The 21,915-nt window shown below is 57.8% G+C and carries 20 protein-coding genes; 13 read left to right on the top strand and 7 right to left on the bottom strand.

Annotated elements, in window-relative coordinates:
* Positions 1-23: 23 nt before the first annotated feature.
* Together AC1Z3W_RS29605 and AC1Z3W_RS29610 are read right to left on the bottom strand one after the other, a co-directional pair.
* Positions 24-797, bottom strand: coding sequence for an enoyl-CoA hydratase/isomerase family protein (locus AC1Z3W_RS29605; RefSeq protein ID WP_483509072.1), 774 nt, complete (start codon positions 795-797; stop codon positions 24-26).
* Between the two features lie 425 nt (positions 798-1,222).
* Positions 1,223-1,891: an aminoacyl-tRNA deacylase gene (locus tag AC1Z3W_RS29610; RefSeq protein ID WP_483509073.1), complete on the bottom strand. Its 669-nt coding sequence runs from the start codon at positions 1,889-1,891 to the stop codon at positions 1,223-1,225.
* A gap of 1,067 nt (positions 1,892-2,958) precedes the next feature.
* On the opposite strand from AC1Z3W_RS29610, the gene AC1Z3W_RS29615 reads away from it, so the two are divergent.
* The 3 genes from AC1Z3W_RS29615 to AC1Z3W_RS29625 all read left to right on the top strand — a co-directional run bounded on the left by AC1Z3W_RS29615 (position 2,959) and on the right by AC1Z3W_RS29625 (position 4,638).
* Positions 2,959-3,720, top strand: coding sequence for an MOSC domain-containing protein (locus tag AC1Z3W_RS29615; RefSeq protein ID WP_483509075.1), 762 nt, complete (start codon positions 2,959-2,961; stop codon positions 3,718-3,720).
* An 85-nt stretch (positions 3,721-3,805) separates the two neighbouring features.
* Positions 3,806-4,234 (top strand): hypothetical protein, encoded by a 429-nt coding sequence (locus AC1Z3W_RS29620; protein ID WP_483509077.1) that lies wholly within the window; start codon positions 3,806-3,808, stop codon positions 4,232-4,234.
* A complete protein-coding gene (locus AC1Z3W_RS29625) occupies positions 4,216-4,638 on the top strand; it encodes a hypothetical protein (protein WP_483509079.1) in 423 nt (140 codons plus the stop codon). The genes AC1Z3W_RS29620 and AC1Z3W_RS29625 overlap by 19 nt, the downstream gene beginning before the upstream one ends.
* Before the next feature lie 104 nt (positions 4,639-4,742).
* Here AC1Z3W_RS29625 and sodB read toward each other — a convergent pair whose 3' ends face one another.
* Entirely contained in the window at positions 4,743-5,321 is a 579-nt protein-coding gene (gene sodB / locus AC1Z3W_RS29630; RefSeq protein WP_483509080.1) for a superoxide dismutase [Fe], read from the bottom strand.
* 434 nt (positions 5,322-5,755) lie between these two features.
* Entirely contained in the window at positions 5,756-6,691 is a 936-nt protein-coding gene (locus tag AC1Z3W_RS29635) for a LysR family transcriptional regulator (protein ID WP_483509082.1), read from the bottom strand.
* A gap of 110 nt (positions 6,692-6,801) precedes the next feature.
* On the opposite strand from AC1Z3W_RS29635, the gene AC1Z3W_RS29640 reads away from it, so the two are divergent.
* The 4 genes from AC1Z3W_RS29640 (at position 6,802) to AC1Z3W_RS29655 (ending at position 11,116) form a co-directional block, all read left to right on the top strand.
* Positions 6,802-8,322 (top strand): CoA-acylating methylmalonate-semialdehyde dehydrogenase, encoded by a 1,521-nt coding sequence (locus tag AC1Z3W_RS29640; protein WP_483509083.1) that lies wholly within the window; start codon positions 6,802-6,804, stop codon positions 8,320-8,322.
* 462 nt (positions 8,323-8,784) lie between these two features.
* On the top strand, positions 8,785-10,185 hold the full coding sequence (locus tag AC1Z3W_RS29645; protein ID WP_483509084.1) for a GntP family permease: 1,401 nt from the start codon (positions 8,785-8,787) through the stop codon (positions 10,183-10,185).
* 22 nt (positions 10,186-10,207) lie between these two features.
* On the top strand, positions 10,208-10,630 hold the full coding sequence (locus AC1Z3W_RS29650; RefSeq protein WP_483509085.1) for a GlcG/HbpS family heme-binding protein: 423 nt from the start codon (positions 10,208-10,210) through the stop codon (positions 10,628-10,630).
* A 300-nt stretch (positions 10,631-10,930) separates the two neighbouring features.
* Positions 10,931-11,116, top strand: a complete 186-nt coding sequence (locus AC1Z3W_RS29655) for a helix-turn-helix domain-containing protein (RefSeq protein ID WP_483509086.1) — start codon at positions 10,931-10,933, stop codon at positions 11,114-11,116.
* Positions 11,117-12,022: 906 nt separating this feature from the next.
* Here the strand turns inward: AC1Z3W_RS29655 and AC1Z3W_RS29660 are convergent.
* Entirely contained in the window at positions 12,023-12,919 is an 897-nt protein-coding gene (locus tag AC1Z3W_RS29660) for an alpha/beta hydrolase family protein (protein ID WP_483509087.1), read from the bottom strand.
* Between the two features lie 552 nt (positions 12,920-13,471).
* On the opposite strand from AC1Z3W_RS29660, the gene AC1Z3W_RS29665 reads away from it, so the two are divergent.
* From AC1Z3W_RS29665 to AC1Z3W_RS29680, 4 genes are read left to right on the top strand one after another with little or no spacing between them, the layout of a single operon-like run.
* Positions 13,472-13,783: a DUF485 domain-containing protein gene (locus AC1Z3W_RS29665; protein WP_483509088.1), complete on the top strand. Its 312-nt coding sequence runs from the start codon at positions 13,472-13,474 to the stop codon at positions 13,781-13,783.
* Entirely contained in the window at positions 13,780-15,453 is a 1,674-nt protein-coding gene (gene actP, locus AC1Z3W_RS29670) for a cation/acetate symporter ActP (RefSeq protein WP_483509090.1), read from the top strand. Before AC1Z3W_RS29665 ends, actP begins: the two co-directional genes overlap by 4 nt.
* A gap of 39 nt (positions 15,454-15,492) precedes the next feature.
* A complete protein-coding gene (locus AC1Z3W_RS29675) occupies positions 15,493-16,047 on the top strand; it encodes a cytochrome b (RefSeq protein ID WP_483509091.1) in 555 nt (184 codons plus the stop codon).
* Positions 16,048-16,051: 4 nt separating this feature from the next.
* Positions 16,052-17,080, top strand: coding sequence for an NAD(P)H-dependent flavin oxidoreductase (locus tag AC1Z3W_RS29680; RefSeq protein WP_483509093.1), 1,029 nt, complete (start codon positions 16,052-16,054; stop codon positions 17,078-17,080).
* A 42-nt stretch (positions 17,081-17,122) separates the two neighbouring features.
* Here the strand turns inward: AC1Z3W_RS29680 and AC1Z3W_RS29685 are convergent, their stop codons facing one another.
* The gene (locus AC1Z3W_RS29685) at positions 17,123-18,082 is read right to left on the bottom strand and encodes a LysR substrate-binding domain-containing protein (protein WP_483509094.1); all 960 of its coding nucleotides are present in this window, start codon (positions 18,080-18,082) and stop codon (positions 17,123-17,125) included.
* Between the two features lie 113 nt (positions 18,083-18,195).
* On the opposite strand from AC1Z3W_RS29685, the gene AC1Z3W_RS29690 reads away from it, so the two are divergent.
* Both AC1Z3W_RS29690 and AC1Z3W_RS29695 read left to right on the top strand, forming a co-directional pair.
* A complete protein-coding gene (locus AC1Z3W_RS29690) occupies positions 18,196-18,873 on the top strand; it encodes an MOSC domain-containing protein (RefSeq protein WP_483509617.1) in 678 nt (225 codons plus the stop codon).
* 480 nt (positions 18,874-19,353) lie between these two features.
* Entirely contained in the window at positions 19,354-20,862 is a 1,509-nt protein-coding gene (locus AC1Z3W_RS29695; protein ID WP_483509095.1) for a tannase/feruloyl esterase family alpha/beta hydrolase, read from the top strand.
* A gap of 118 nt (positions 20,863-20,980) precedes the next feature.
* Here AC1Z3W_RS29695 and AC1Z3W_RS29700 read toward each other — a convergent pair whose 3' ends face one another.
* On the bottom strand, positions 20,981-21,853 hold the full coding sequence (locus AC1Z3W_RS29700; protein ID WP_483509096.1) for a LysR substrate-binding domain-containing protein: 873 nt from the start codon (positions 21,851-21,853) through the stop codon (positions 20,981-20,983).
* Positions 21,854-21,915 lie beyond the last annotated feature (62 nt).

A 21,915-nucleotide genomic window follows, 5' to 3' on the forward strand; every position in this document is an offset into this window, starting at 1 on the left:
ATCTTACGAAAAATCAACCAGAGTCAGCGACCGACATAAACCGGTGCGCGCTTTTCGAGGAAGGCACGCTGGGCTTCCTTCGCGTCCTCAGTGCGTGACAAGGCGACCGTGTTGCCCTGCTCGTAGCGGTAGGCATCGCGCAATGGCATCACTTCTGTCATTCGTGCGGCCTCTTTCGCGAGGCGCAGTGCGACGGGACTTTTGGAAGCCATTTCCCGTGCGATTTCCATCGCGTAAGGCATCAGTTCCTCTTGTGGCAGACATGCCTCTACCAAACCCAGTCGGTATAACTCCTCTGCACTCACCTTCATGCCGGTGAAGAACATACGGCGCGCGCGCGAGCGGCCGAAATATCGCTGCAGAAAAGACACGCCACCGGCCAGGCCGACGTTGATCTCCGGCATCGACACGTAGGCGTTCTCGGACGCCACCCAAATGTCGGAACCCATAACGAGACCGAACCCCGCACCCATTGCTGGGCCATTGATGGCCGCAACGACAGGCTTACTACATTCGACAAGGGCGTAATAGCACTCTCGCACGAGACGGTTGTGGCGGCCATAAGCGCCCGGAGCGTCTGCGAGATTCGGGCGCTCGCGAATATCCGCACCAGCCGAAAAAACTTTTCCGGATCCGGTCAACACTACGGCAGCCACGTCGTCGCGATCCGAAAGGATGTCGAAGCAGTCCGTAATGTCTGCACGCAGTTCGGCGTTCTGGGCGTTGACCGGTGGTCGGTTCAACGTAACGGTGGCGACCCTGTCTGCCACCTCGATAATCAGTGTTTTGAATTCCATTAGACCAATATCCTTTTTTCAGAGTCGAAGACGGACACGCGGGCTTGTGCGCCCGCCTTGCAAACTGGCGCACTTACCTCTATTTGAATCAACGTTACCTGCCGGCCGGTTAGTTGTCAACCGAGGGTTTTCCTCGACCTAGCGGCGCGGCGCGAAACGTGATTCCCGAGTCGACGGGACGACACGGCAATGCAATATAGGCGGGCGCACTCCCTATAAATGGCCGATATTCCCATCCCTTCCGCGTTGACCGCTACACAGCGCGGCATGCAGTCATCGGGGCGTCGGCCGGGTTCGTTCCAGCCTCATTGCTCCGACACGGATCCCAAAACGCGGCATCTATCGCCGATCGAGGCTGCAGAGCTTCCGCTCGAGAATCGACGGGCTTTCAATCTCACCCGTGCATACGGTATATGTTGTTGCGACTAGGTAATTGCGTGCACCGTCGCCAGGCATAGTCGAACAATGTCCATTGGGCGCAAAAGCATAAAGAGGTCCGCACGACCCGCGGTACAGGCGACTACGGAATAATCCAGGATCGTCGCATCCACGACCACACTAGTGCCCTGGGCAAAGCCGACGGCGGCTACAGTGCCCGGGGCGCATCCAGTTACCCGCCAAACCTCTTCCGGCTTCGCTCTCTGCAGCTTCGCTGCACCGCAAATATTGGCGAGTCGCGCAATGTCGACACGACGTCCACCGGGAGCGATTGAAACCACATAGGACGCCGCGCGTTCGTTACCATCCGAATCTGGACGGTGGGATTTGATTCTGAATACACCGGTCTCCACTACTTGAGAATTTGATATGCCGATTTCAAACGCGGCGCTCTTTGCGCACGGACTGTGCTCTCTGGTACGGACTACTGGCGCATAAATCCCCGTGCGCAAAATGAACCTATAAAGGCGCTTCTCGAGGTTGACAGGAGGCACTTCACGCCCTCTCATGGCGGAGGGTACGATTGACGTACAAATGGCGTTCACTTGACCCATGCGACTCTCTACAATCGTTTGCGAAACTTGCACATTGGCCGCCTCCGCTACACGAAGCCCCGACGACTTTTGTCGAAGCGGCTTGCACGAGAGACTAAGCATTCGTCGAACTCCTGCCGATACACATTGCCAATCGCTGCCGACTTGGTGGGAATACGCTCCACGTACCGTCTGGATAGCGAAAGAAGAACAGCGAGATTGAACCGGCCTGCGTCAATGCCTCAACCTGTACGTAGCATTCTTGCCCTGATCGCCTATGTCTGTTTCTGAACTCAGTGACCCGGACTCCCTTGCTGGTGTCCGGGGAGAGCCAGCGCTCGACCATCTGACGCAGCGAGCTATCCGCGCTAGCCATCGATGTCTCCTTCCGCTTAATCTACTGCAGTCTACCGTCCGCATGCATGACGCAATTTCCTCCGCACGGCCGACGCGAGCTTGGGATAGATGGGGCATCCGAAGCTCTAAGTGGAGTTACCTAGCAAGTGTCGCCCCTGGCTTGCTTACCGGCCGGCAGGTAACCCAAGGATATATCATCCCGCCCGTACCTGCAAGTTGGCAACGGGATACTGAGGCTCCCTCGGCTTTTCGCCTTCCAGAGGCCCGCCCTGAGATATGCGGCTGTATCCCTTGTCTGCGCGCAAACGGCGTAAGCGGCCACCTGTGTTGATGGCGGTCCAGAACCGCGCTTAAACGGCGGCGCAATGTCGAGTAATTCGCTCAAGTACGAAGGGGCCACGAGGGCCCCATTGATGTGATGCGCTCGGTGCCGTGCAGAACGGCGGATCGTGTTTTCGCGTGTGGACGTTTCGTGACGCGCGCAGCTCGCGCAGTTGTTCGTGGAGCTGTTCGATTTGGACAGGTCCGAAAGCCATCGACACCACGACGTCAACGGATTCCATCAATTCTTGCCGCGTCGTAGCCCATTGGCCGCCGCTTTCGATAAAGGACTTACCCGCTTCTGTTCGAATGTCTTGAACGACGGGCGGGAACCCTTTCTGTCGCGATGAATATCACTATCAGTGATATCTTCGCTCACTATTCGTTACTTGTGGCGATTCAGAGAATCACATATCGTCGCGTAGGGATCCGAGCAACTAACACCGCCGCGGTTTTGTTGGCGCAGCCCCGGAAACCCCAAATGTGCTTACTTGCGAAGAAAAGAGGTTTTGATGGAACACAAGCTGCCCACTCTCTCGTACGAAAACATGGAGCAGTGCGCTATTGGGACCGCGGCGAACAGCGAACGGGAAGTGGCCGTGGGGGGCAAGACAACGCCTCAGGGCATTGTGCAGAGGCTACAAATCGGCGAGGCAATGCCCTTTGCCCGAGAGCAGCCAAGCGCCATCAACAAATACGAAGTCGACAAAGTATCTGTTATCGCCTCCGGCTTTATTGGTGACGAACAGGCCGATTCATTCTTCCACGGAGGCTACGGTCAGGCGGTGCACCAGATGCCAGAACACGTATATCCCTTGATACGGAAAGAGTTTCCCAACATGGTGGTTTACGAGGGCATGCTCGGTGAAAACCTGATCGTATCCGGAATGAACGAGAGCAACGTTTGCATCGGCGATATCTACCAAATCGGATCGGTTCGGGTACAGGTTACCCGGCCGCGGCGCCCTTGCTGGAAGATCGACTCCCAGTTCGATCAACGCGGGGTCGCCAAGTTTCTTCAGGAACAGGGTTGCGTCGGCTGGTACTACAGCGTGCTACAAACTGGCGATATACAAAAGGGGGACGCTTGCCATCTGCTGGAAAGACCCCATCCCTTCGCCAGTCTGACCCGTTTATGGCAGATTTATAACGACAATGCTTTTACGGACATGGAGGAGCGAGATCGTTGGCTTGCGATCGATGCTTGGGAGCGACGCTACAAGAATGCGCTTCTCAAGCTACGTCCAACAGCTCCCACGCCGCAAAAGCCTTGAGTTCGTTCAGGTAGTCAACGCGGGCACACAGCCTTATAGGAGATCTCGCGGATATTCGCCGCATACACTCGCGGCGCTGGACCGCGTGCTGGTTCCGTCGGGGTTGGTGGCCGGCACGTATCGTGCGAGCGGCGAGGCCCGCCACGGCGACTGGCACACGAAGCAAATCGACTTCCAGCCGCATCCGTTCCCGAGCCACACCGAGGCACTGGTCCAGCGGCTGAAGCGGACAGTGATCGATGGCGATAGCGCATTCCCCTTCCTCGCGTCGTTCGACCCGGCGTTCGCGGCTCGCGATCTCGTCGACAACCGGTTCGTGTGTAAAAAGCGGCGACGCGATCGGCTGACTATCGGCATCAGGTCAATCGCGCGCGTTCCGGCGGGAGGAGATCATCGTTGTCAGATGCACTTGCCACCTGCCGTTCGTCCGTACGCAACACGCGCCGGACCGGCAGTTCCCGCTACCCAGCACGCGTTTCCTCTGGATGGCCCGGCGTGGCTGAGCTCGTTGTGACTGTCACCGTCTGGGGAGCCGCAATCAACTTGTCGAGCTCGGTTCGCTCGGCCGGCACTTCGCGCCGAACAGCGCACTCACCAACCTGCGGTCACGATCATCTTGTCGAGCGTGCGCTTGTCAGCCTGCGACGTATCGGCGTCTGGCTCGGGGCCGCGCTGCTGGTCGGCGTCCGGCTCGGGCTGTGGTTCGGCAGCGTGCAATGCGTCGCCCGGATGCTGTCGCCGACGCTCCATTTCCTGCGTATGGTGTCGCCGTTGTCGGCGATGCCGCTCGCTGTGATGTCGTTCGGCATCGGCGATCGCACGATCCACCTCCTGCTCGGGTTCGCCGCGTTGTGGCCGGTCCTAATGAGCACAGCCACCGACGTCACGCAGATCGACGAGACACCCATACCGTCATAGAGCATTGCGTAATGTCCGTTGACGGAGGGACATCAAACGACCCGAATGATTTGATGTGCCAAAGATATCCGGAAGTCATTGTCGATTGGCACGCAATCCACCGGCTACGAAAAATTCGCTGTTGCGAAGTCCCAGTTCACGATGTTCCAGAACGCTTCGACGAACTTCGGACGTGCGTTGCGGTAGTCGATGTAGTACGCGTGTTCCCACACGTCGATCGTCAGCAGCGCCTTGTCGGCCGTCGTCAGCGGCGTTGCTGCGTTGCTCGTCGACACGATGCCGAGCGAACCGTCGGCCTTCTTCACGAGCCATGCCCAGCCCGAACCGAATGTGCCGACTGCCGCCTTTGTGAACGCTTCCTTGAACGCGTCGTACGAACTCCACTCCGCGTTGATCGCGTCGCCCAGCGCGCCCGACGGTGCACCGCCGCCGTTCGGCGACAGGCTGTTCCAGAAGAACGTGTGGTTCCAGATTTGGGCGGCGTTGTTGAAGATGCCGCCCGACGACTTCTTGATGATCTCTTCCAGCGGCAGGTTTTCGAATTCCGTACCCGGGATCAGATTGTTCAGGTTCGTCACATAAGCCTGGTGGTGCTTGCCGTAGTGGTACTCGATCGTCTCTTTCGAGATGGTCGGCGCGAGCGCCTCTTCAGCGTACGGGAGCGGCGGGAGCGTAAATGACATGATGTGATCCTTACGTGGGGTGGGACAAAGAGGACTCCACTGACAACGAAAACACACGTTAGACATTGAAGTCCAAACAGTCAGCGATCACACTATTGGATGCTGCAGCTTCCGTAAAATTACTATTAATGATGTGAAAATTCACTCTCGATGATGTCTGGCCGGATAGAGGGACATAGCCGCATTTCGGCTGCGTGCGGGACAAGATCATTCACGTTTGATCCCTAGGTTCGCAATGATGCCATCCCACTTTGCGCTGTCTTTGACGAGACACGAATCGAAGCTTCGAGCGATAGATCGGCTAATTTGACGCGTCGCCGCCGTCTGCGAACAGTCGAATGTACCGACAGCGATGATGCATATCCGTTGGGTTGAAGAGGCTCACCAGCACGACGAACGTTGCAGCATGCACCTCGTATTCGGAGATTCCGCAATCAACCTGCTTTGAAACCTCCGGCAAGCTGCTCGCGTAGGTAGTCGACCAGTACACGTACTGCGCTAGGGACAACAGGACTATATGGCCTGATCGCGAAAATGTTATTGCCGAACGCGCCTGACGGACTCCAGTTGCGGAGAATCGGAACGAGGTTGCCCGCATTCACATCATGCTGCGCGCTGAAATCCGGCAACAACGCAATGCCTAATCCTCCAAGGGCGGCCTCGCGCATCGCCTCACTATTGTTTGCTGCAAAGCATCCGCGCACAGGCACGCTCACGCGCGCACGGCGCCGATCATGTGGTTCGAAGCTCCAAGCGGTGGACTCATTGCCTCTCAAATAACATAGGCAATCGTGATCGCTCAGTTCCTTCGGATGAGTAGGAAGACCCCGCCTAGCGATATAGCTTCGGCTCGCAACCAACAGGGAACGCGTCTCACAAAGGGTCCACGCGACATGCGTCTGCGGGGCGGTCGTCGTATGACGAATAGCGAGATCGAATCCTTCTTGCGATAGCGAAAACAACCTGTCCGACAGTTCTAGCTCAATACGCACGGCCGGATGGCGAGCAATGAACTCAGGAATTCGGGGCACGATTTGCTGACGGCCTAGTGCAACGGGCGCCGTCACCCGAATTAGTCCACGTGGCTCGCCAGTCCAATCGCGCACACGAGCGAAGTTCATCTCGATCGTCTCGTAAGCTTCTCGCGTGCTATCTACCAGCGTCTGGCCGGCTTCAGTGAGCCGCACGCTACGCGTCGTGCGGCGCACGAGCGGAACACCAGCCGCATCCTCCAAGTCCGCTATGCGCTGGCTCATCGCGGCCTTACTGATGCCGAGCCGCTGGGCGGCAGCCGTGAAACTGCCTGCCACTGCCAGCACCGTCAGCGAATGAATATGCGGCCAAAGGGCCTGGACATTTTCCGGGTTCATTTACGGATTATTCAAAATTTTGAACAGTGAATCAAGCAGCGTGATCTTCTCCCGCTCCCTTGCTTTGCCTAGACTAGGCTCAGTCCGTACCCCATCCCCAGGAGACACGAATGACCACGGTTCCCGCGTACACGTCCGACGCCGAAGTCGGCCACTACATCGACGGCGCGCCCGTCGCCGGCCGCAGCGGCCGCTTCCAGGACGTCCTCAATCCGGCGCTCGGCCGTGCGGTGCGCCGCGTCGCACTCGCCGGCAACGACGAAGTGGAACAGGCCGTCGCGTCCGCCCACGCCGCGTTCCCAGCCTGGGCCGCGACGCCACCGATCCGCCGCGCGCGCGTGCTGCATCGTTTCCTGCAGCTGATGAACGAGCACCGCGACACGCTCGCGGCGATCATCACGGCCGAGCACGGCAAGGTGTTCTCCGATGCGCAGGGCGAAGTCGCGCGCGGCATCGACGTCATCGAATTCGCGTGCGGCGTGCCGCAACTGCTGAAGGGCGACTTCACCGACCAGGTCAGCACCGGCATCGACAACTGGACGATGCGCCAGCCGCTCGGCGTCGTCGCGGGCATCACGCCGTTCAACTTCCCGTGCATGGTGCCGTGCTGGATGTTCCCGGTCGCGCTCGCGACGGGCAACACGTTCGTGCTGAAGCCGAGCGAGCGCGACCCGTCGGCGGCGCTGTTCATCGCCGACCTGCTCACGCAGGCAGGCCTCCCCGCCGGCGTGTTCAACGTCGTGCAGGGCGACAAGGGCGCGGTCGATGCGCTCCTCGACCACCCGGACGTGCAGGCCGTCAGCTTCGTCGGCTCGACGCCGATCGCGGCCTACGTGCAGCAGCGCGCGGTGCAGTCGGGCAAGCGCGTACAGGCGCTCGGCGGTGCGAAGAACCACCTCGTCGTGATGCCCGACGCAAATATCGACCAGGCCGTCGATGCGCTGATCGGCGCTGCGTACGGCTCGGCGGGCGAGCGCTGCATGGCAATCAGCGTCGCCGTGCTGGTCGGCGACGTGGCCGACAAGATCGTGCCGGCGGTCGCCGAGCGCGCGCGCAAGCTGGTGATCGGTGACGGGATGTCGCCGGAAGTCGAGATGGGCCCGATCGTCACCGGCGAAGCGCTCAAGCGCATCGAAGGCTATATCGAGCAAGGCGTCACCGAAGGCGCGCAACTGGTGGTCGACGGCCGCGGGCTGCGCGTGTCGGGTCGCGAGGAAGGTTTCTTCACCGGCGGCACCCTGTTCGACCACGTGACGCCCGACATGCGCATCTACAAGGAAGAGATCTTCGGACCGGTGCTCGGCTGCGTGCGCGTGAAGGACTTCGGCGAAGCCGTCAACCTGATCAACGCGCACGAGTTCGGCAACGGCGTCGCATGCTACACGAGCGACGGCGGCATCGCGCGCGAATTCGCGCGGCGCATCCAGGTCGGCATGGTCGGCATCAATGTGCCGATTCCTGTGCCGATGGCCTGGCACGGCTTCGGCGGCTGGAAGAAGAGCCTGTTCGGCGACATGCATGCGTACGGCGAGGAAGGCGTGCGCTTCTATACGCGCCAGAAGTCGGTGATGCAGCGCTGGTCGTCGAGCATCGGCAAGGGCGCCGAGTTCGCAATGCCGACCGCGAAGTAAGCCAAGAGCGAGACGATCGTGAACTGGTGACACTCGTGCGTACTGCCGCGCGCAATATCGGCGCGGCAGTGCGACTGCATTTCTCTTGCCGTTAATTCTGTACCCGTCCTAAGCCGCGATGGTTCCGGCGCTGTTCCACCGTTACGCGAGCACTGTGTTGCTTGCAGAGCGTGCGCAAAATATAGTAACCCAACACTCAATTGCCGCCTGTTCGCCACGAAGGAGCGTGCGACTCGCTGACCATGTCTGATCGCCGCATTGCTCGACGTCCCGTCGAAGCCCTGCCCTTTCCAAACACCCAAACTCTGACCGTCATGAAAAATGGACGCTCACACCGGCGTGCGATTAACAATCGTGCCCATCGGATATTGACGGCCACCCCTCAACATCTATCAGATTTATAAAAAATAGAATCGATACAAGCGGGCGCAAATCGATCTATTGGAACACTATGGAGACTTTATGTTGGAAATCCTAGGAATTACAGCAAGTCTGGCTCTGCTAATATTCTTTGCCTATCGTGGCTACTCAGTAATATTCTTTGCTCCAATCTTCGCCTTACTGGCAGCGCTGACGCAAGGCCTGCCGGTTATGCCGACCTATACAGAAATATTCATGGTCAAAGCGGCGATTTACGTCAAGAATTTCTTCCCCGTTTTCATGCTCGGCGCCGTATTCGGGAAAATCATGGAAGAAAGCGGGATGGCGAAATCGATTGCCCACACCTTGATCCAGTCGTTGGGACCTCGCCGCGCCATACTGTCTGCAGTTCTCTCAGCTGCCATTCTGACGTATGGTGGCGTGAGCATGTTCGTCGTGGTGTTCGCGGTCTATCCATTCGCCGCTGCGTTATTCCGCGAAGCAAACATCCCGAAGAAGTTGGTACCTGCCTCAATTGTTTTGGGAGCCTTCACATTTACAATGGACAGCCTCCCGGGGTCGCCACAAATCCAAAACATCATCCCCACTAAGTTCCTGGGAACAACGATCTATGCGGGTCCCTACTTGGGAATCTTCATTGCTATCGTAATGTTTGCAACCGGCATGCTGTGGCTCACCTATCGAGAAAAAACAGCGCATAGGAAGGGAGAAGGTTACGGCGACCACACATTGAATGAACCCACGGCGCACACATCGAAGCTTCCCTCATGGCAGGTTTCCCTGTTGCCGCTACTGGCCGTTCTGGTCATCAACTATCTCGGCAATAAGGTCGTCGATTGGAATCCGGCGGTTCTTAATCCGATCATCGACATGAAGTTGCCCCTCGCGGCGACTTCAGTCAAGACGGTCATCAGCACTTGGTCACTCATCATTGCGGTTGCGGTTGGCATTGTGATCGCCGGCTCAGTCGGATTTTTCACAATGTCGAAAGGCACTATGAGCAAAGCCATTAGTGCCGGAGCCGTGGGATCGCTATTGGCAATCATGAATGTCGCGTCAGAGGTCGGCTATGGAAATGTGATTTCTGCATTGCCAGGGTTCAAGGCGATTATCGCGAGCATCATGGCGATGAAAATTGGTGGTGACAATCCCCTTGCATCGATGGCCGTCACCATCAATATCATTTGCGGCATCACGGGTTCTGCGTCCGGAGGCGTTTCTATTGCTCTGGACCTGTTTAGTAAGATGTGGCTGGATTGGGCCAACGCCGTACACATGTCGCCGGAAATCCTGCATAGATTCGCCTCGATCGCATCGGGCGGCTTTGACACCGGCCCGCACAATGGAGCCATCATTACGCTGTTGGCCGTATGCGGCTTGACACACAAACAGGCATACCCGGATATATTTGCAATTACGATATTGAAAATTTTTATGGTTGCAATCGCGTTGATCTTTGTAAGTGTGCTTGGTTTTGCCTGATTTAATACAGATGGGAAGCGCGATGACATATGCACTTGATTCGAGCATTGCACAGAGACTCATTACCCGTGCAACGGGCATGGCGGCATCAGAATATGCCCGCCCTATCTGCGTTGCAATTTGTGATGAGAGCGGTTTTTTGGTCGCCTTTTTGCGCGAGCCCAAATCTCCGATACGCAGCATAGCAATTGCGCAGAGCAAGGCTTACACGGCTGCCAGGATGAGCGTGGAGACGGCCGTATTCCACGAACGACTGCTGCGGGAGCGACTACAGCTTGGCGACTTTTGTGATGAGCATTTGACTTCTCTACCGGGAGGTGCCCCAATTCACGACAATGAGGGGCGAGCGATTGGTGCAATCGGCATCAGCGGCCTGACCGCAGATCAGGATCAAACGGTCGCGACTGCGGTGTCTCGCGAATGGAGTCGGAAAATAGTCGGCTGACTGAACGAAGCGGCGAGTGTGTAGAGAGCATTCATGTGCGTGGCCAATAGCTACGGAACAGAATAGCAATTCGATACCATCGTGGCTTACCGGGGAGTGCGGCGCGGTCTCGAGGGAGCAGTATTCCGCGCCGCAGAACTAGAACCGGTCACCTAGCACAACATCCCGTAAATAATTAAACGCCTCAGTTATCATGCCAGGATGAGCCGAGGCCGTCATGCAAGCTCAGTGATGCTGACAAAGAAATAAAAAGAGAAACTCCTGTCGCTGATCGCACGGAGGACGGCCCCGCAGCGGGATGTGACGCGGGCTCGGATTGCGTTGTGGGCGCATGAGAGACACCCGAATACCGTGATTGCGCGAGAGCTCGGTGTATCGGTACAGACGGTCAGCACGTGGCGCAAGCGCATTGCGTGGCAAGGCGCACCGGGCATTCGGGAAGGTGAGCGCAGTGGCCGTCCACCGCGCATTGCGCAGGAAACGTGACTGCAATTGATTGCGTTGGCTTGCGAAGCGCAGGAACCGCAGGGGCGGCTCACGCCGACGCTCGACGAGAGCGTGGCGCGCGCAATCGAGCGCGGCACAGCAATTTACGGGATGTTGTACTAGAGCTCCGCAGCAGTAACTTGCACGCTCTCAATGAACGAGGCCGGTGGGCGCCGACCTTCCGTTTGCCTGCCATCAGGGGAATCTCTAGCAGTCGGCGCACCGGTCCGCTTATTTCGCGGGCGGCATTGCAAACTCAGCCCCCTTTCCCTTCCGACGCTCTACGGCCGGCGCTTCATCGTCGACTTCTGGCCGGCTAGAGAGCCGCTCATCGCCCGCCCGCATGCCGTCGAACCGGCTCTTTTCTTTTAGCCGCAGAAGCCGTGCCATGCCATCGACACCGAAATCGGCGTGTTGCCAATCATCCCAACCTGCATGTGCGTCGCGAATCCCACGATGTCGATACAGTATGTGACCTGACATATGGGCCGGCGAACACTTTGCTGTGCTCGGCCGAGATTATCGCCAGAGCGTGTCGCGTTGCTTTTTCAAACGACTGCACGAAGACGTGCAACCGCGCACCACGGAGCCCGCTGCACTTCCTCATCGCTATGAACACAATGCGGCGCCGCTAAGCGGCGACATGCTGGGTTCAGCACATCCTGAAGTGCCGCCGTCGCGCCGCCGCCATAGTTCTCGACGCAGGCTCTACTGATATCAGGTGCACGAGAACAGACAATATCGGCGGCGACCAATCGACCGCGACAGATACGATCGCCATCGAAGATAGGGCTGCTGAGGTTGGGAAGCCGCCAGACCATTCCCGCAGCCAACGAGTCGACGCCCAAAGGCTTGGGACGACGGTATCAACGGACTACCCAACCACCGAATCCAGCGGCTCTTGTCCTACTTTGAATGCGCCACTACGAAGTCCGACGTCTCTTCGATAAGCGCGTCGACCGTCGCAGCATTCTTCTCGACATCAAATCCGTGGTCAACAGGCTTTGCCCAGAGCGTGTGCGGTCCCGTGTGATACCGAAGAAGTCCTTCGGCCGAGGTTGGTTGCGGAAACACGATCGTATCCTTCGTCCCTACAGCAAGGAGCAGCGGGCCGCGATAGTTCTCGATCTCCGCAGCCGGAACGAACGTATAGAGGCTTTTGAAGAAAGCCGACTTCAACTTGACGGTCTTCCCGCCCCCTTTCATGGTCACCGAAAGCGCCTGGTCACCGCTATTCAATCCGGCCTTCATAACGTCTTCGCCATAGATGGACGTAAATGCAGCCGGCAAATTGATGCCGGGATTCCACAGTACGACCGATTTGAGCGGGTGCGTCGTCCGACCGGCCACTGCGGTGGCCACCGCACCACCGAGACTCATGCCCACAACGGAGATCCGCTGGCCATCGATGTCGTGCCGCGACGACAGAGAATCTAGAGTCGCCAACGCGTCTTTGATTTCGCTGTCCACGGTCATGTCTTCGAACTTGCCCTCGCTCTGGCCGCTGCCACGAAAATCGATTCGCAGACTCGCCACGCCTTTCTTGGATAACACCTTCGCGCATCGCGCAAACAATCCCTCTTTGACTGCAGACGACGCCCACTCGTTACGACTGGCGGTAAAACCATGCAGCATCAGCAGGATGGGGGGACTTTGCACATTGTCGGGAAGTTCGAGAGTCCCGGAAATCTTCTGACCGTCGACCGTGAAACTAACCGATTTCTCGACGGCATAACCCGAGGCAGCGACGCCCAGGCCTGCAACAACCAACGAGCACATCAGCGCTCTTTTCAATGCAAACATCGGTACTCCTCCATCAAGCTGCTGTTTTAATAGGACGTTTTCGCCGACCAATGAATCGGAAGATTACCGAGTAGATGGCCGCACTCCTCTCGCCTGCCACGCTGGTGCCAACGCATCTTCCACATGACGGAGCCTGGAAAGACCAAGCAGCAGCGGTGTTCGCCTCCTGAAAGATGGAGGCGTTTGGGCTCTGCGTCAGCTGAACGATCAGTTGCGTACTTCTAGCAACTTTTTTCGACGATAGGTGCTGCGTCGCCCACTGTAAAACAACGATTGATGATGGATGACTTCACTAATAGTGAATCGTCCCCAGGCCGGTCTGCCCAGTTCGTCTCAACCTCCTCGATTACCCTACTTCAAAAAGGTCATCTCCCGTCTCGATCCCCAATCGGCCGGTACTTCATCAAAAACGATAGCCCGCATCACGAATCGTTATTTGATGCTGAAAAATGACCGACATATCGTCTAAACGACACAGACCTATCGTCGCATGCCAGCCGACACTCACGGGATGTGTGGCGCACCAACACTCACTCAAACGGAGACAGACGAATGGACACAACCGCACATTCCTGGGTCGCAATGGCCCCGCTGTTTGACAATCTCGTCAGACGTCGCAGACGATTCGTCGCCGGCCTCACTGCGCTGACGATCATCCCGTACTACGCGTTCATTCTTGTCGCCACATACGCCCCCCATCTCCTCGCCGTCAAGGTGGCCAGCACGAGCATCGTGAGTATCGGTTGGGTCATCGGCGTAGCACTGATCGTCGGGACTTGGCTTCTCACCGGGTTATACGTCCATCGTGCCAATGGTGAGTTCGATGGAATGACCCAACGGCTTCTGGCAGGAGAACAGGAATGAAGCGCACGCGGCAGCTGCTCCTTACGGCAAGCATCCTTTGCTTGTCTACCACCAGTCATGCAGCACTTGAAACAGTGCACGGTGACAAAGCGCATGAAATCAACATCTCCGCGGTCATCATGTTTCTGCTGTTCGCAGTGGCGACGCTGTGCATTACTTGGTGGGCATCGTCAAAAACGCGGTCGATGGATGACTTCTACACCGCAGGAGGCGGCATAACTGGATTTCAGAATGGTCTCGCGCTGGCGGGCGACTACATGTCCGCTGCGGCCTTGCTCGGCGTGACCAGCATGATCTTCTTCAACGGCTACGACGGCATGATCTACGTGGTCAGCTTTTTCATCGCATGGCCGTTACTACTGTTCCTTTTTGCGGAACGGATCCGGAACCTCGGGCGTGTCACGATTTCGGACATCGCATCCTATCGCCTCGATCAGAATCGAATCCGCTCTCTGACAGCGGTAGGCTCGCTGACCGTCGTTTGCTTCTACCTCGTAGTCCAGATGGTCGGTGCAGGCCAGCTCATCGAATTGTTGTTCGGTTTGCCGTACAACTACGCGGTAATTTGCGTCGGACTGCTGATGGCAGTTTATGTCACCTTCGGCGGCATGGTCGCTACGACATGGGTTCAGATCATCAAGGCGACTTTGATGCTCTTCGGCGGAACGTTCCTGGCAATCCTCGCGCTCAGTCAGTTTGGTTTCTCCTTTAACGCCCTGTTGGAGAGCGCCGTGGCAACGCATGCAAGCGGCGCAAGCATCCTGCTGCCGAGCAAGCATGTGTCGGATCCGATCGCCATGCTCTCCCTCTCGTTTGCGTTGGTATTCGGCACGGCGGGATTGCCTCACATTCTAATGCGATTTTTTACGGTTCGTGATGCACGTGAAGCGCGGAAATCCATCTTTGTCGCGACCGGGCTGATCGGCTTCTTCTTCCTCGTGATTGTGATTCTGGGCCTTGCCGCAATCGTGATCGTAGGCGGAAATCCCGCCTTCTACGAGGCTGGTCGTCTTGGTGGGAAACTGATCGGCGGCAACAATATGCCGGTGATGTATCTGGCCAAGGCACTTGGTGGCGATATCTTTCTGGGCTTCCTGTCAGCAGTCGCTTTCGCGACCATTCTCGCAGTTGTGGCGGGGCTGACGATGGCCGGCACGTCCGCCATTTCACATGACCTTTACGTAACGGTATTCAAAAAGAACCGCGCGTCTCAGGCCGCGGAACGCCGAGTCTCGAAAATCGCAGCGGCTTGTATCGGTGTCGTAGCTGTAGTCTTGGGCATCTTGTTCAAGGGGCAAAACATCGCGTTTCTCGTCGCTCTCGCGTTCACGATCGCCGCTTCCGTGAATTTCCCGATCCTCGCGCTCTCCATGTACTGGAAAGGACTGACTACTCGAGGTGCGCTGGTTGGCGGCCTTGCAGGACTGGCGAGTTCGGTTGCGCTCGTCGTTCTGTCTCCTGCTGTCTGGGTCAAGGTGCTGGGCAACCCGCATGCGATTTTTCCATACGATTATCCAGCCGCAATCTCGATGAGCATCGCGTTCTTCTTCACTTGGTTGGGCTCCGTTACGGACCGCAGTCCTCGTGCAGCCAAGGAGCGCGCCAGCTTCGAGGAGCAGTTCGTTCGGGCACAAACGGGGCTCGGGGCAGCCGGCGCAACGAATCACTAGCGCAGCTTTCCATCCCGGACACCATCCAAGGAGACAAACATGCAATTGCGAGACAACGGCCTCGGCTTCTCACCTCTCACCGTGGTAATACATTGGTTAGTCGCATCGTTGCTTTTTTCAATCATTGCGTTGAGCATCATCGCCTCTTTCCCGGCCGACTCTCCACCGGCAGTGGATTTGATCGGGATTCGCAACCTTCTGGGCGTGCTGCTTTTTCTGGTATCCATTTATCGATTCTGGGCGAGGATAACCTCCTTTCATCCGCTACCTCTGGGCACACCGAATCCAGTCGAAGTAATCATCAGCAGGTCGGTTGCGGTCGCACTCGCGTTAGCAATGGTATTGCTGCCCATCGCCGTTTGGCTGTCGTGGTCGACTGCGGGCACGGCAATGCCTCTCCCCTGGGGACTGTCGCTACCGGCGGTCCTGAGCCCCAATCCACAAGCGCATCGTGTCTTCGAGTTTCTGTTAAGACTCGGTTCGACACTCTTTTTCGCTGGTCTGGCGCTGCATATCTTCGGCGCACTCAAGAATCACTTCGCTATCCGGAACGATGTACTGAAACGCATGCTGGGCAAACACGTGGAGCTTTGAAATCATGCGCAACATTGACAACAGGTTTATCGGAAACAGTGTGACTGACTTGTGCGGTGCGCAATACCCGATCTTTCTTGCAGGCATGGCCGCGATATCGGGCCCAAAGCTGGTCGCAGCGGTGGCCAATGCCGGCGGCATGGGCACGCTCGGCGGACTTCGATTGCCGCCGCGCGTGTTGCGCCAATGGATTCGCGAGACTCGCGAGATGACCGAGCGGCCGTTCGGTGTCAATCTCGTTCCGTCCTTCGGCGGTCCGGACGTATTCGAGGCGCAGTTCAGGGTCATTCTTGAGGAACGACCCAGGTTGCTCTCACTGTTCTACGCCGAGGACTATGCTGCCGATATGATCCCCCGTGCAAAAGATGCAGGCATGGTAGTTATGGTACAGGTAGGGTCGACTCAGCTCGCCCGACTGGCCATTCAGCGCGGAGCGGACATCGTGGTCGCACAAGGCAGCGAGAGTGGTGGTCACCTGAATCGTGGGACCATCGGGCTGCTTTCTCTGCTGCCTTCCATGGTCGAGGTCGCTCAAGGTCGTCCCGTCCTTGCTGCTGGGGGAATCGTGAATCGCGCCGATGTAGCCGCCGCGATGGGCCTTGGGGCTTCCGGAGTGCTTGTCGGTACCGCATTCGTCGCGACAGAGGAGTCGAACGCACATCCGCTCTACAAACAAAAAATCGTCGACTCCACAGTCGACGATACCGAATATCGGACGGGCTACTCGTTCGGATGGAAGTATGGTACGCCGCATCGGGTGATCCCCAATCACGACAAGTGGAACCTGCTTCGCTTCATCGGAGGCGGCGCCCGCGCCATCGACAAGCCACGCATGGCACAGAAACTCTCGCTCTATGCTGGGCAAGGTGTTGGCAAGATCAGCGCTGTCATCCCGGCAGCCGAACGCGTCGCCGAACTCGTCGAAGGGCTTCCGCGCACAGCCGTTGGCCGGGAAAGTGTAAGCGAAGAGATCGGCGACGAGTCGCCGTCCACACTGGTGCGGCAACTTGTCGTCGCAAGCGGAGCCGCGTAATCGGCACCGCCAGCCGTAGGTCGGCTGGCGGTTCATTGAAGGTTAATAGATTCCGGTCTCTATCACGTCGGGGGTCGCACGCGCGGAAGAAATGCATTCGTCAAGACCGGTTTTGACGTCCTCGTCCAGGGGTGTCAGCTGACAGCGAGCTAGGTCGACGAATGCGGCCAATGCTGGCGTCACTACCGTATCGTTTCTACGAATGAAGACTGTCTTGACGATGGCGAACTCGGTCGGCAAGCGGTGGTATTTGATTGCCATCCTTGAGCCGTAGCGCTCAACAATGGTCTTGGGTAACAACGTAACGCCCATGCCCGCGGCCACGCACGAAAGAATGCCATCCAGGGTGCCCAACTCGAGAATCTCCTTAGCCATCAGGCCCGCGTGATAGAACCAGTTCTCGAGCGTTGACCGATAGAAGCAGCCCGTGCGAAAGACAAGCACAGTCTGGGCGGTCATCGTATCGATCAGCATCTCAAGAGAATCGATCGCCGAGCTGCTGACCAGGACGAGTTCTTCCTCGAACACTTCCTGTTGAACCAGCGCGGAATTCAGATGGATGCCACCCACGAATGCACCGTCAAGCTCATGATTCTGGATAGCCTTGATCAACTCGACTGTCGTACCCGTTACGAGCGACAACTGTACCTGCGGATACCTTTCTCGGTATTTGGTCAGCACTTGCGGCAGACGTATCGCAGCCGTCGTTTCCATCGACCCAAGACGAAGCTGGCCAGAGGGCGTCGCGGTGTCCAGCATCGCAGTGCGGCTTTCGTCCGCCAACTGAAGGATACGACGTGCGTACCCTAAAAAAGTGCGTCCGGCGGACGTCAGCAAGACACCACTCTTGTTGCGAACAAATAACTGCTGATTGAGCTCCACCTCGAGCTCCTTCACTCGCATGGTGACATTGGACTGGACCGTGTGCACCTTCATGGCAGCGGCAGTAAAGCTGCCGTACTCGGCAACCGCGCAAAAAATTTTCAAATGACGTAGTTCCATGGGATCACCTAGTCATCATTGCGAGTGATGGATTTCATCTCTTATCATCACTTTACTAGGTCACATAGCTGCGGCACAGTCGCGTAAACACCTAATAGCCTCCCCCCTTGACCATGACACTTGGCGCGACAATCGAAGGCTTGTTTGCTGGAGGACTGGGCGTTCTCGATGTCGAAGGACACGCAAGCGGGATTTTCAAACGGCGAATCGACGACTATGCAGCCATCGAAGTCGACGGCATTGCCGGAGACGAGCATGCTGACTCAAGAGTGCACGGTGGCCCTGAAAAGGCGATCCACCAGTTTGCTGCCGAAAACTACGCACGATTGGCAGAAGCGTTCCCGTCTCGGATGAGCGCGTTGGTTCCCGGCAGTCTGGGAGAGAATATTTCTGCGTCCGGGCTGTCGGAGCAGAACGTCCATATTGGTGACGTCTTCGTTGTCGGTACCGCAGTGTTGCAGGTTTCACAGCCACGCAGCCCCTGCTGGAAGATCAATCACCGGTTCGGCGTCGACGAGATGTCTGCCTTTATAGTCAAGACTCACGTCACTGGTTGGTACTATCGCGTCATTAACCCCGGCATCGTTCGAGCGGGCAATCGAATGACGCTTCTCGAACGCCACACGGACGTGGTCTCCATCAACCGTTTCTGGGAAGTGCAACTGGCTCATCGCCCTTCACTTGAAGACCTTGCGGCGGTAGCCGACGCACCAGGCCTTGCTGCCGACTGGAAACGGCGTCTCAGCGAACGCCTGAGATGGCTCTCGGCACAGCCCAGCGTCGCGCCCTGAACGCATTGATTTCGTTGCAGTCTCGATGTGGCCGACGCACAGTAGCACCGCCCCCCCGCCCTCGCTCTGCGATCCAGACCTTCCGCCCCGTATCGAGTCGCACGGCCACTCGTGATGTCCGCAGTCTGTCGGGTACCAGCCGTGCCACGTCTCTCATAGCGCCCTTTCCGTATCGCGCTGCGTGTCAGCGCGTAGTCATCGCGATCGCTAAATCGCCATCACATGTGCGCTCGTGCGACGTAGCGCACCCGCGCCGCCCAGGCCGCATCCCGCATCAGCGTCCATCACAGGCCGAGATGGAACGAATCTAAACAAAGAATTTCACCTTTTTATTTCGGCTGGCAACCATGAATGCGGACAGTGACAAAGACAATCTAAACGTCATTGCCGCACACCGAATCGCGCCGGCAACCCGACCACGCCCAACGCGCCCTGCGTCTTCCATTAATTGACGAACAGAAGTCTATGGAGGGTTGAAATATGAACTCTAAGGATTACGTATCGTTTTCGCTAGCTTCTGCGGGCGTATTGGCCGCGCTCGTTGTATCGGGATGCGGGGGCGATTCCGCATCTTCGTCGTTCCCGATCACAGCACAGAAGTCGGCCTGCTCGGGATTGGTCGGGGCCTCGTTCGGTCCGGCCACCGTCACTTCCGCGTCTATCGTCGCAGCCAGCGGCGTCACACCGGAATATTGCTCAGTGGTAGCGAACGCAAACGGCAATACAAATGGTTTCCAGATGGAGGCTTATCTGCCGACCGTATGGACCGGCGACCTCATTCACGGCGGTGGGGGCGGCCTCGACGGGAGCCTGCCGAATGGAAACGGATTATGGAATAGCCGCCAGCCGTTGCAAGACGGAGCCGTCTTCATCGCATCCAATGGCGGGCGGACCGACCCGACCGGCACCGGCGCCGGATTGACCGACAATCTGGCTCTCACCGACTATGCTTATGGCGCCATTGGCGACACCTACACATTCGGTAGGGCGCTGGTCAGCAGATATTACAAGAAGGACCCGTCCTACAAGTATTTCGTCGGTTGTTCGCGGGGAGGTGTCGAAGCAGCCGTTGCAGCGGGCACGTATCCGGACAATTACGATGGTGTGATCTCTCAGGCGCCTGCGCTGCCTTTCCTTGGTTTTCTAATCCGCGCGGAGTCCCAGGTCGCGTCAACGGCGATGTCCAATGACGACTGGACGAAGATCAATGCCGCCTACATCTCCCAGTGCGACGCGCTGGACGGGGTGAGCGACGGCATCGTCAGCAACCCGTCGGCGTGCAAGTTCGATCCGACTACCGTCTCCAGTTGGTCGCCGGACCAGTTGAAGGCAATCAAGGCGCTCTACTCGGATATGGTTCTCGCCGATGGCACGACCGTCGCGTGGAAGCTCGATTTCGGGCCCCAGCAACTGGGCTACAACGGCATGAACATGTACCAGGCAATGGCCTCGGTCGGTGCCGCGATCGCCAAGTACGTCGTGTACAAGGGAATCACGTATGATCCTGCCGCATTCAATCTCGACACCGACTGGCAACGGCTCGTGACGGCTGCCACACCGTATCATCTTGAGGTGGACCCGGCCGCAGTAGCTGCGTTCCTCAAGAAAGGGAAAAAAGTGCTCTTCTATCAGGGTACTGACGACGCAGCGCTGTCCGTTGACGCCACAGCCAACTGGTTCAAGAAGATCGCATCATTGGCTGGGTCGGCCGGCGGCAACACGCAGATGCGGCTTTTCCCCGGCGTGGGCCATTGCGGGTACACGGGACCAACGATGAAAGGCCCCGTGCAGGCGGACATGATCGGGCAATTGCGCAATTGGGTGGAAAAAGGCGTGGTTCCTAATGAGCTGACCGCGCACAACGCAGATCCGTCGGGAGACATCACGCTGTCGCGGCCGATCTGTCAGCTTGGAAGCTACCCGAAATACAACGGGACGGGCGATCCCAGCCAAGCTCAAAACTTCACGTGCGTACCGGACGGAAGCTAATCGAGATGGCCCGGCCGAACTTGGCCGGGCCTCTAATTTTGGGCCTATCACTGCTCTACCGGGGGCAGAATGCCCGCGGAAGCCAGATGTCGCGCGGCGAGGATGTTCCGATCGGCTCTCAGATTCTTCGTAACTGACTGACAAGATTCTGGAACGCCGGCACATCGTACTCGCTGCGCCAAATCAGGCAGGTCTCCGCATAGCCTGCAGGCAGCGTCTTGAGAGCCGGGGGCGCCTTGACAAGCTCAAGGACACTCTGGGGCAACAATGCGACACACGCACCGGCAGACACACACGCAATCATTGCGTGATAGGAGCCCATCTCCTGCACGTTCCAGTCGGTCGTGTCGGCGATTCCCAGCCGCTCTTCTGCGATAGCGCGATATGTACAACCCTGCGAGAACGCGGCCAAAGAACGAGTCCGGACGTCCGTTGCGCGACGCACCTGCGACTCACTCGGAGGCAGCAACAACAGCAACTCTTCCCGCCATACGTTTCTGGCCGACAACCCCATCTCCTCGAGCGCGACGTCATCGTCTCCGACGCCAGGGGGTAGTGCAAGGAATGCGCAATCCAAGCGCCCGGTGCGGACCTGCTCCAGCAATTGTCGCGATGGACCGGTCGTAATTTCGAGGCGGGTGGCCGGATAACGAGTGTGATATCCGGCTAGCAGCGTCGGTAAACGACTGGCTGCGGTGCTTTCCATGCATCCGATGCGCAAAGCGCCTCCGTCGAGCCCGCCCGTCACAACGTGACGCGCTTCCTCCTCGAGTGCCAGGAATCGCTGCGCATAGGCGAGAAAGCGCTCACCAGCCGTGGAAAGGCTCATCCGTTTTCCCGTGCGGACAAACAATTCGACGCCTACGTCCGCTTCGAGCTGCTGAATGCGTGTCGTTACATTGGACTGTACCCGCCCCAAACGCGCGGCGGCGCGCGTGATGCTGAGTTCCGCTGCAACAACGCAGAAAATCTTCAGCGACTCTAGATCCATGCTATTCTCTATTAACGAATGAATGACAGATTATATTCTAAATTCAGGATTTCATCACGACC

The sequence above is a fragment of the Burkholderia sp. 10_S31 genome (assembly GCF_056930375.1).

What these genes read in the sequence shown, in the direction of transcription:
- AC1Z3W_RS29685 (WP_483509094.1), bottom strand. Translation starts at nt 18,082, where the DNA reads ATGGAACTACGTCATTTGAAAATTTTTTGCGCGGTTGCCGAGTACGGC.
- AC1Z3W_RS29645 (WP_483509084.1), top strand. Translation starts at nt 8,785, where the DNA reads ATGTTGGAAATCCTAGGAATTACAGCAAGTCTGGCTCTGCTAATATTC.
- AC1Z3W_RS29635 (WP_483509082.1), bottom strand. Translation starts at nt 6,691, where the DNA reads ATGAACCCGGAAAATGTCCAGGCCCTTTGGCCGCATATTCATTCGCTG.
- actP (WP_483509090.1), top strand. Translation starts at nt 13,780, where the DNA reads ATGAAGCGCACGCGGCAGCTGCTCCTTACGGCAAGCATCCTTTGCTTG.
- AC1Z3W_RS29690 (WP_483509617.1), top strand. Translation starts at nt 18,196, where the DNA reads ATGACACTTGGCGCGACAATCGAAGGCTTGTTTGCTGGAGGACTGGGC.
- AC1Z3W_RS29605 (WP_483509072.1), bottom strand. Translation starts at nt 797, where the DNA reads ATGGAATTCAAAACACTGATTATCGAGGTGGCAGACAGGGTCGCCACC.
- AC1Z3W_RS29675 (WP_483509091.1), top strand. Translation starts at nt 15,493, where the DNA reads ATGCAATTGCGAGACAACGGCCTCGGCTTCTCACCTCTCACCGTGGTA.
- AC1Z3W_RS29700 (WP_483509096.1), bottom strand. Translation starts at nt 21,853, where the DNA reads ATGGATCTAGAGTCGCTGAAGATTTTCTGCGTTGTTGCAGCGGAACTC.
- AC1Z3W_RS29665 (WP_483509088.1), top strand. Translation starts at nt 13,472, where the DNA reads ATGGACACAACCGCACATTCCTGGGTCGCAATGGCCCCGCTGTTTGAC.
- AC1Z3W_RS29695 (WP_483509095.1), top strand. Translation starts at nt 19,354, where the DNA reads ATGAACTCTAAGGATTACGTATCGTTTTCGCTAGCTTCTGCGGGCGTA.
- AC1Z3W_RS29610 (WP_483509073.1), bottom strand. Translation starts at nt 1,891, where the DNA reads ATGCTTAGTCTCTCGTGCAAGCCGCTTCGACAAAAGTCGTCGGGGCTT.
- AC1Z3W_RS29660 (WP_483509087.1), bottom strand. Translation starts at nt 12,919, where the DNA reads ATGTTTGCATTGAAAAGAGCGCTGATGTGCTCGTTGGTTGTTGCAGGC.
- AC1Z3W_RS29650 (WP_483509085.1), top strand. Translation starts at nt 10,208, where the DNA reads ATGACATATGCACTTGATTCGAGCATTGCACAGAGACTCATTACCCGT.
- AC1Z3W_RS29615 (WP_483509075.1), top strand. Translation starts at nt 2,959, where the DNA reads ATGGAACACAAGCTGCCCACTCTCTCGTACGAAAACATGGAGCAGTGC.
- AC1Z3W_RS29680 (WP_483509093.1), top strand. Translation starts at nt 16,052, where the DNA reads ATGCGCAACATTGACAACAGGTTTATCGGAAACAGTGTGACTGACTTG.
- sodB (WP_483509080.1), bottom strand. Translation starts at nt 5,321, where the DNA reads ATGTCATTTACGCTCCCGCCGCTCCCGTACGCTGAAGAGGCGCTCGCG.
- AC1Z3W_RS29640 (WP_483509083.1), top strand. Translation starts at nt 6,802, where the DNA reads ATGACCACGGTTCCCGCGTACACGTCCGACGCCGAAGTCGGCCACTAC.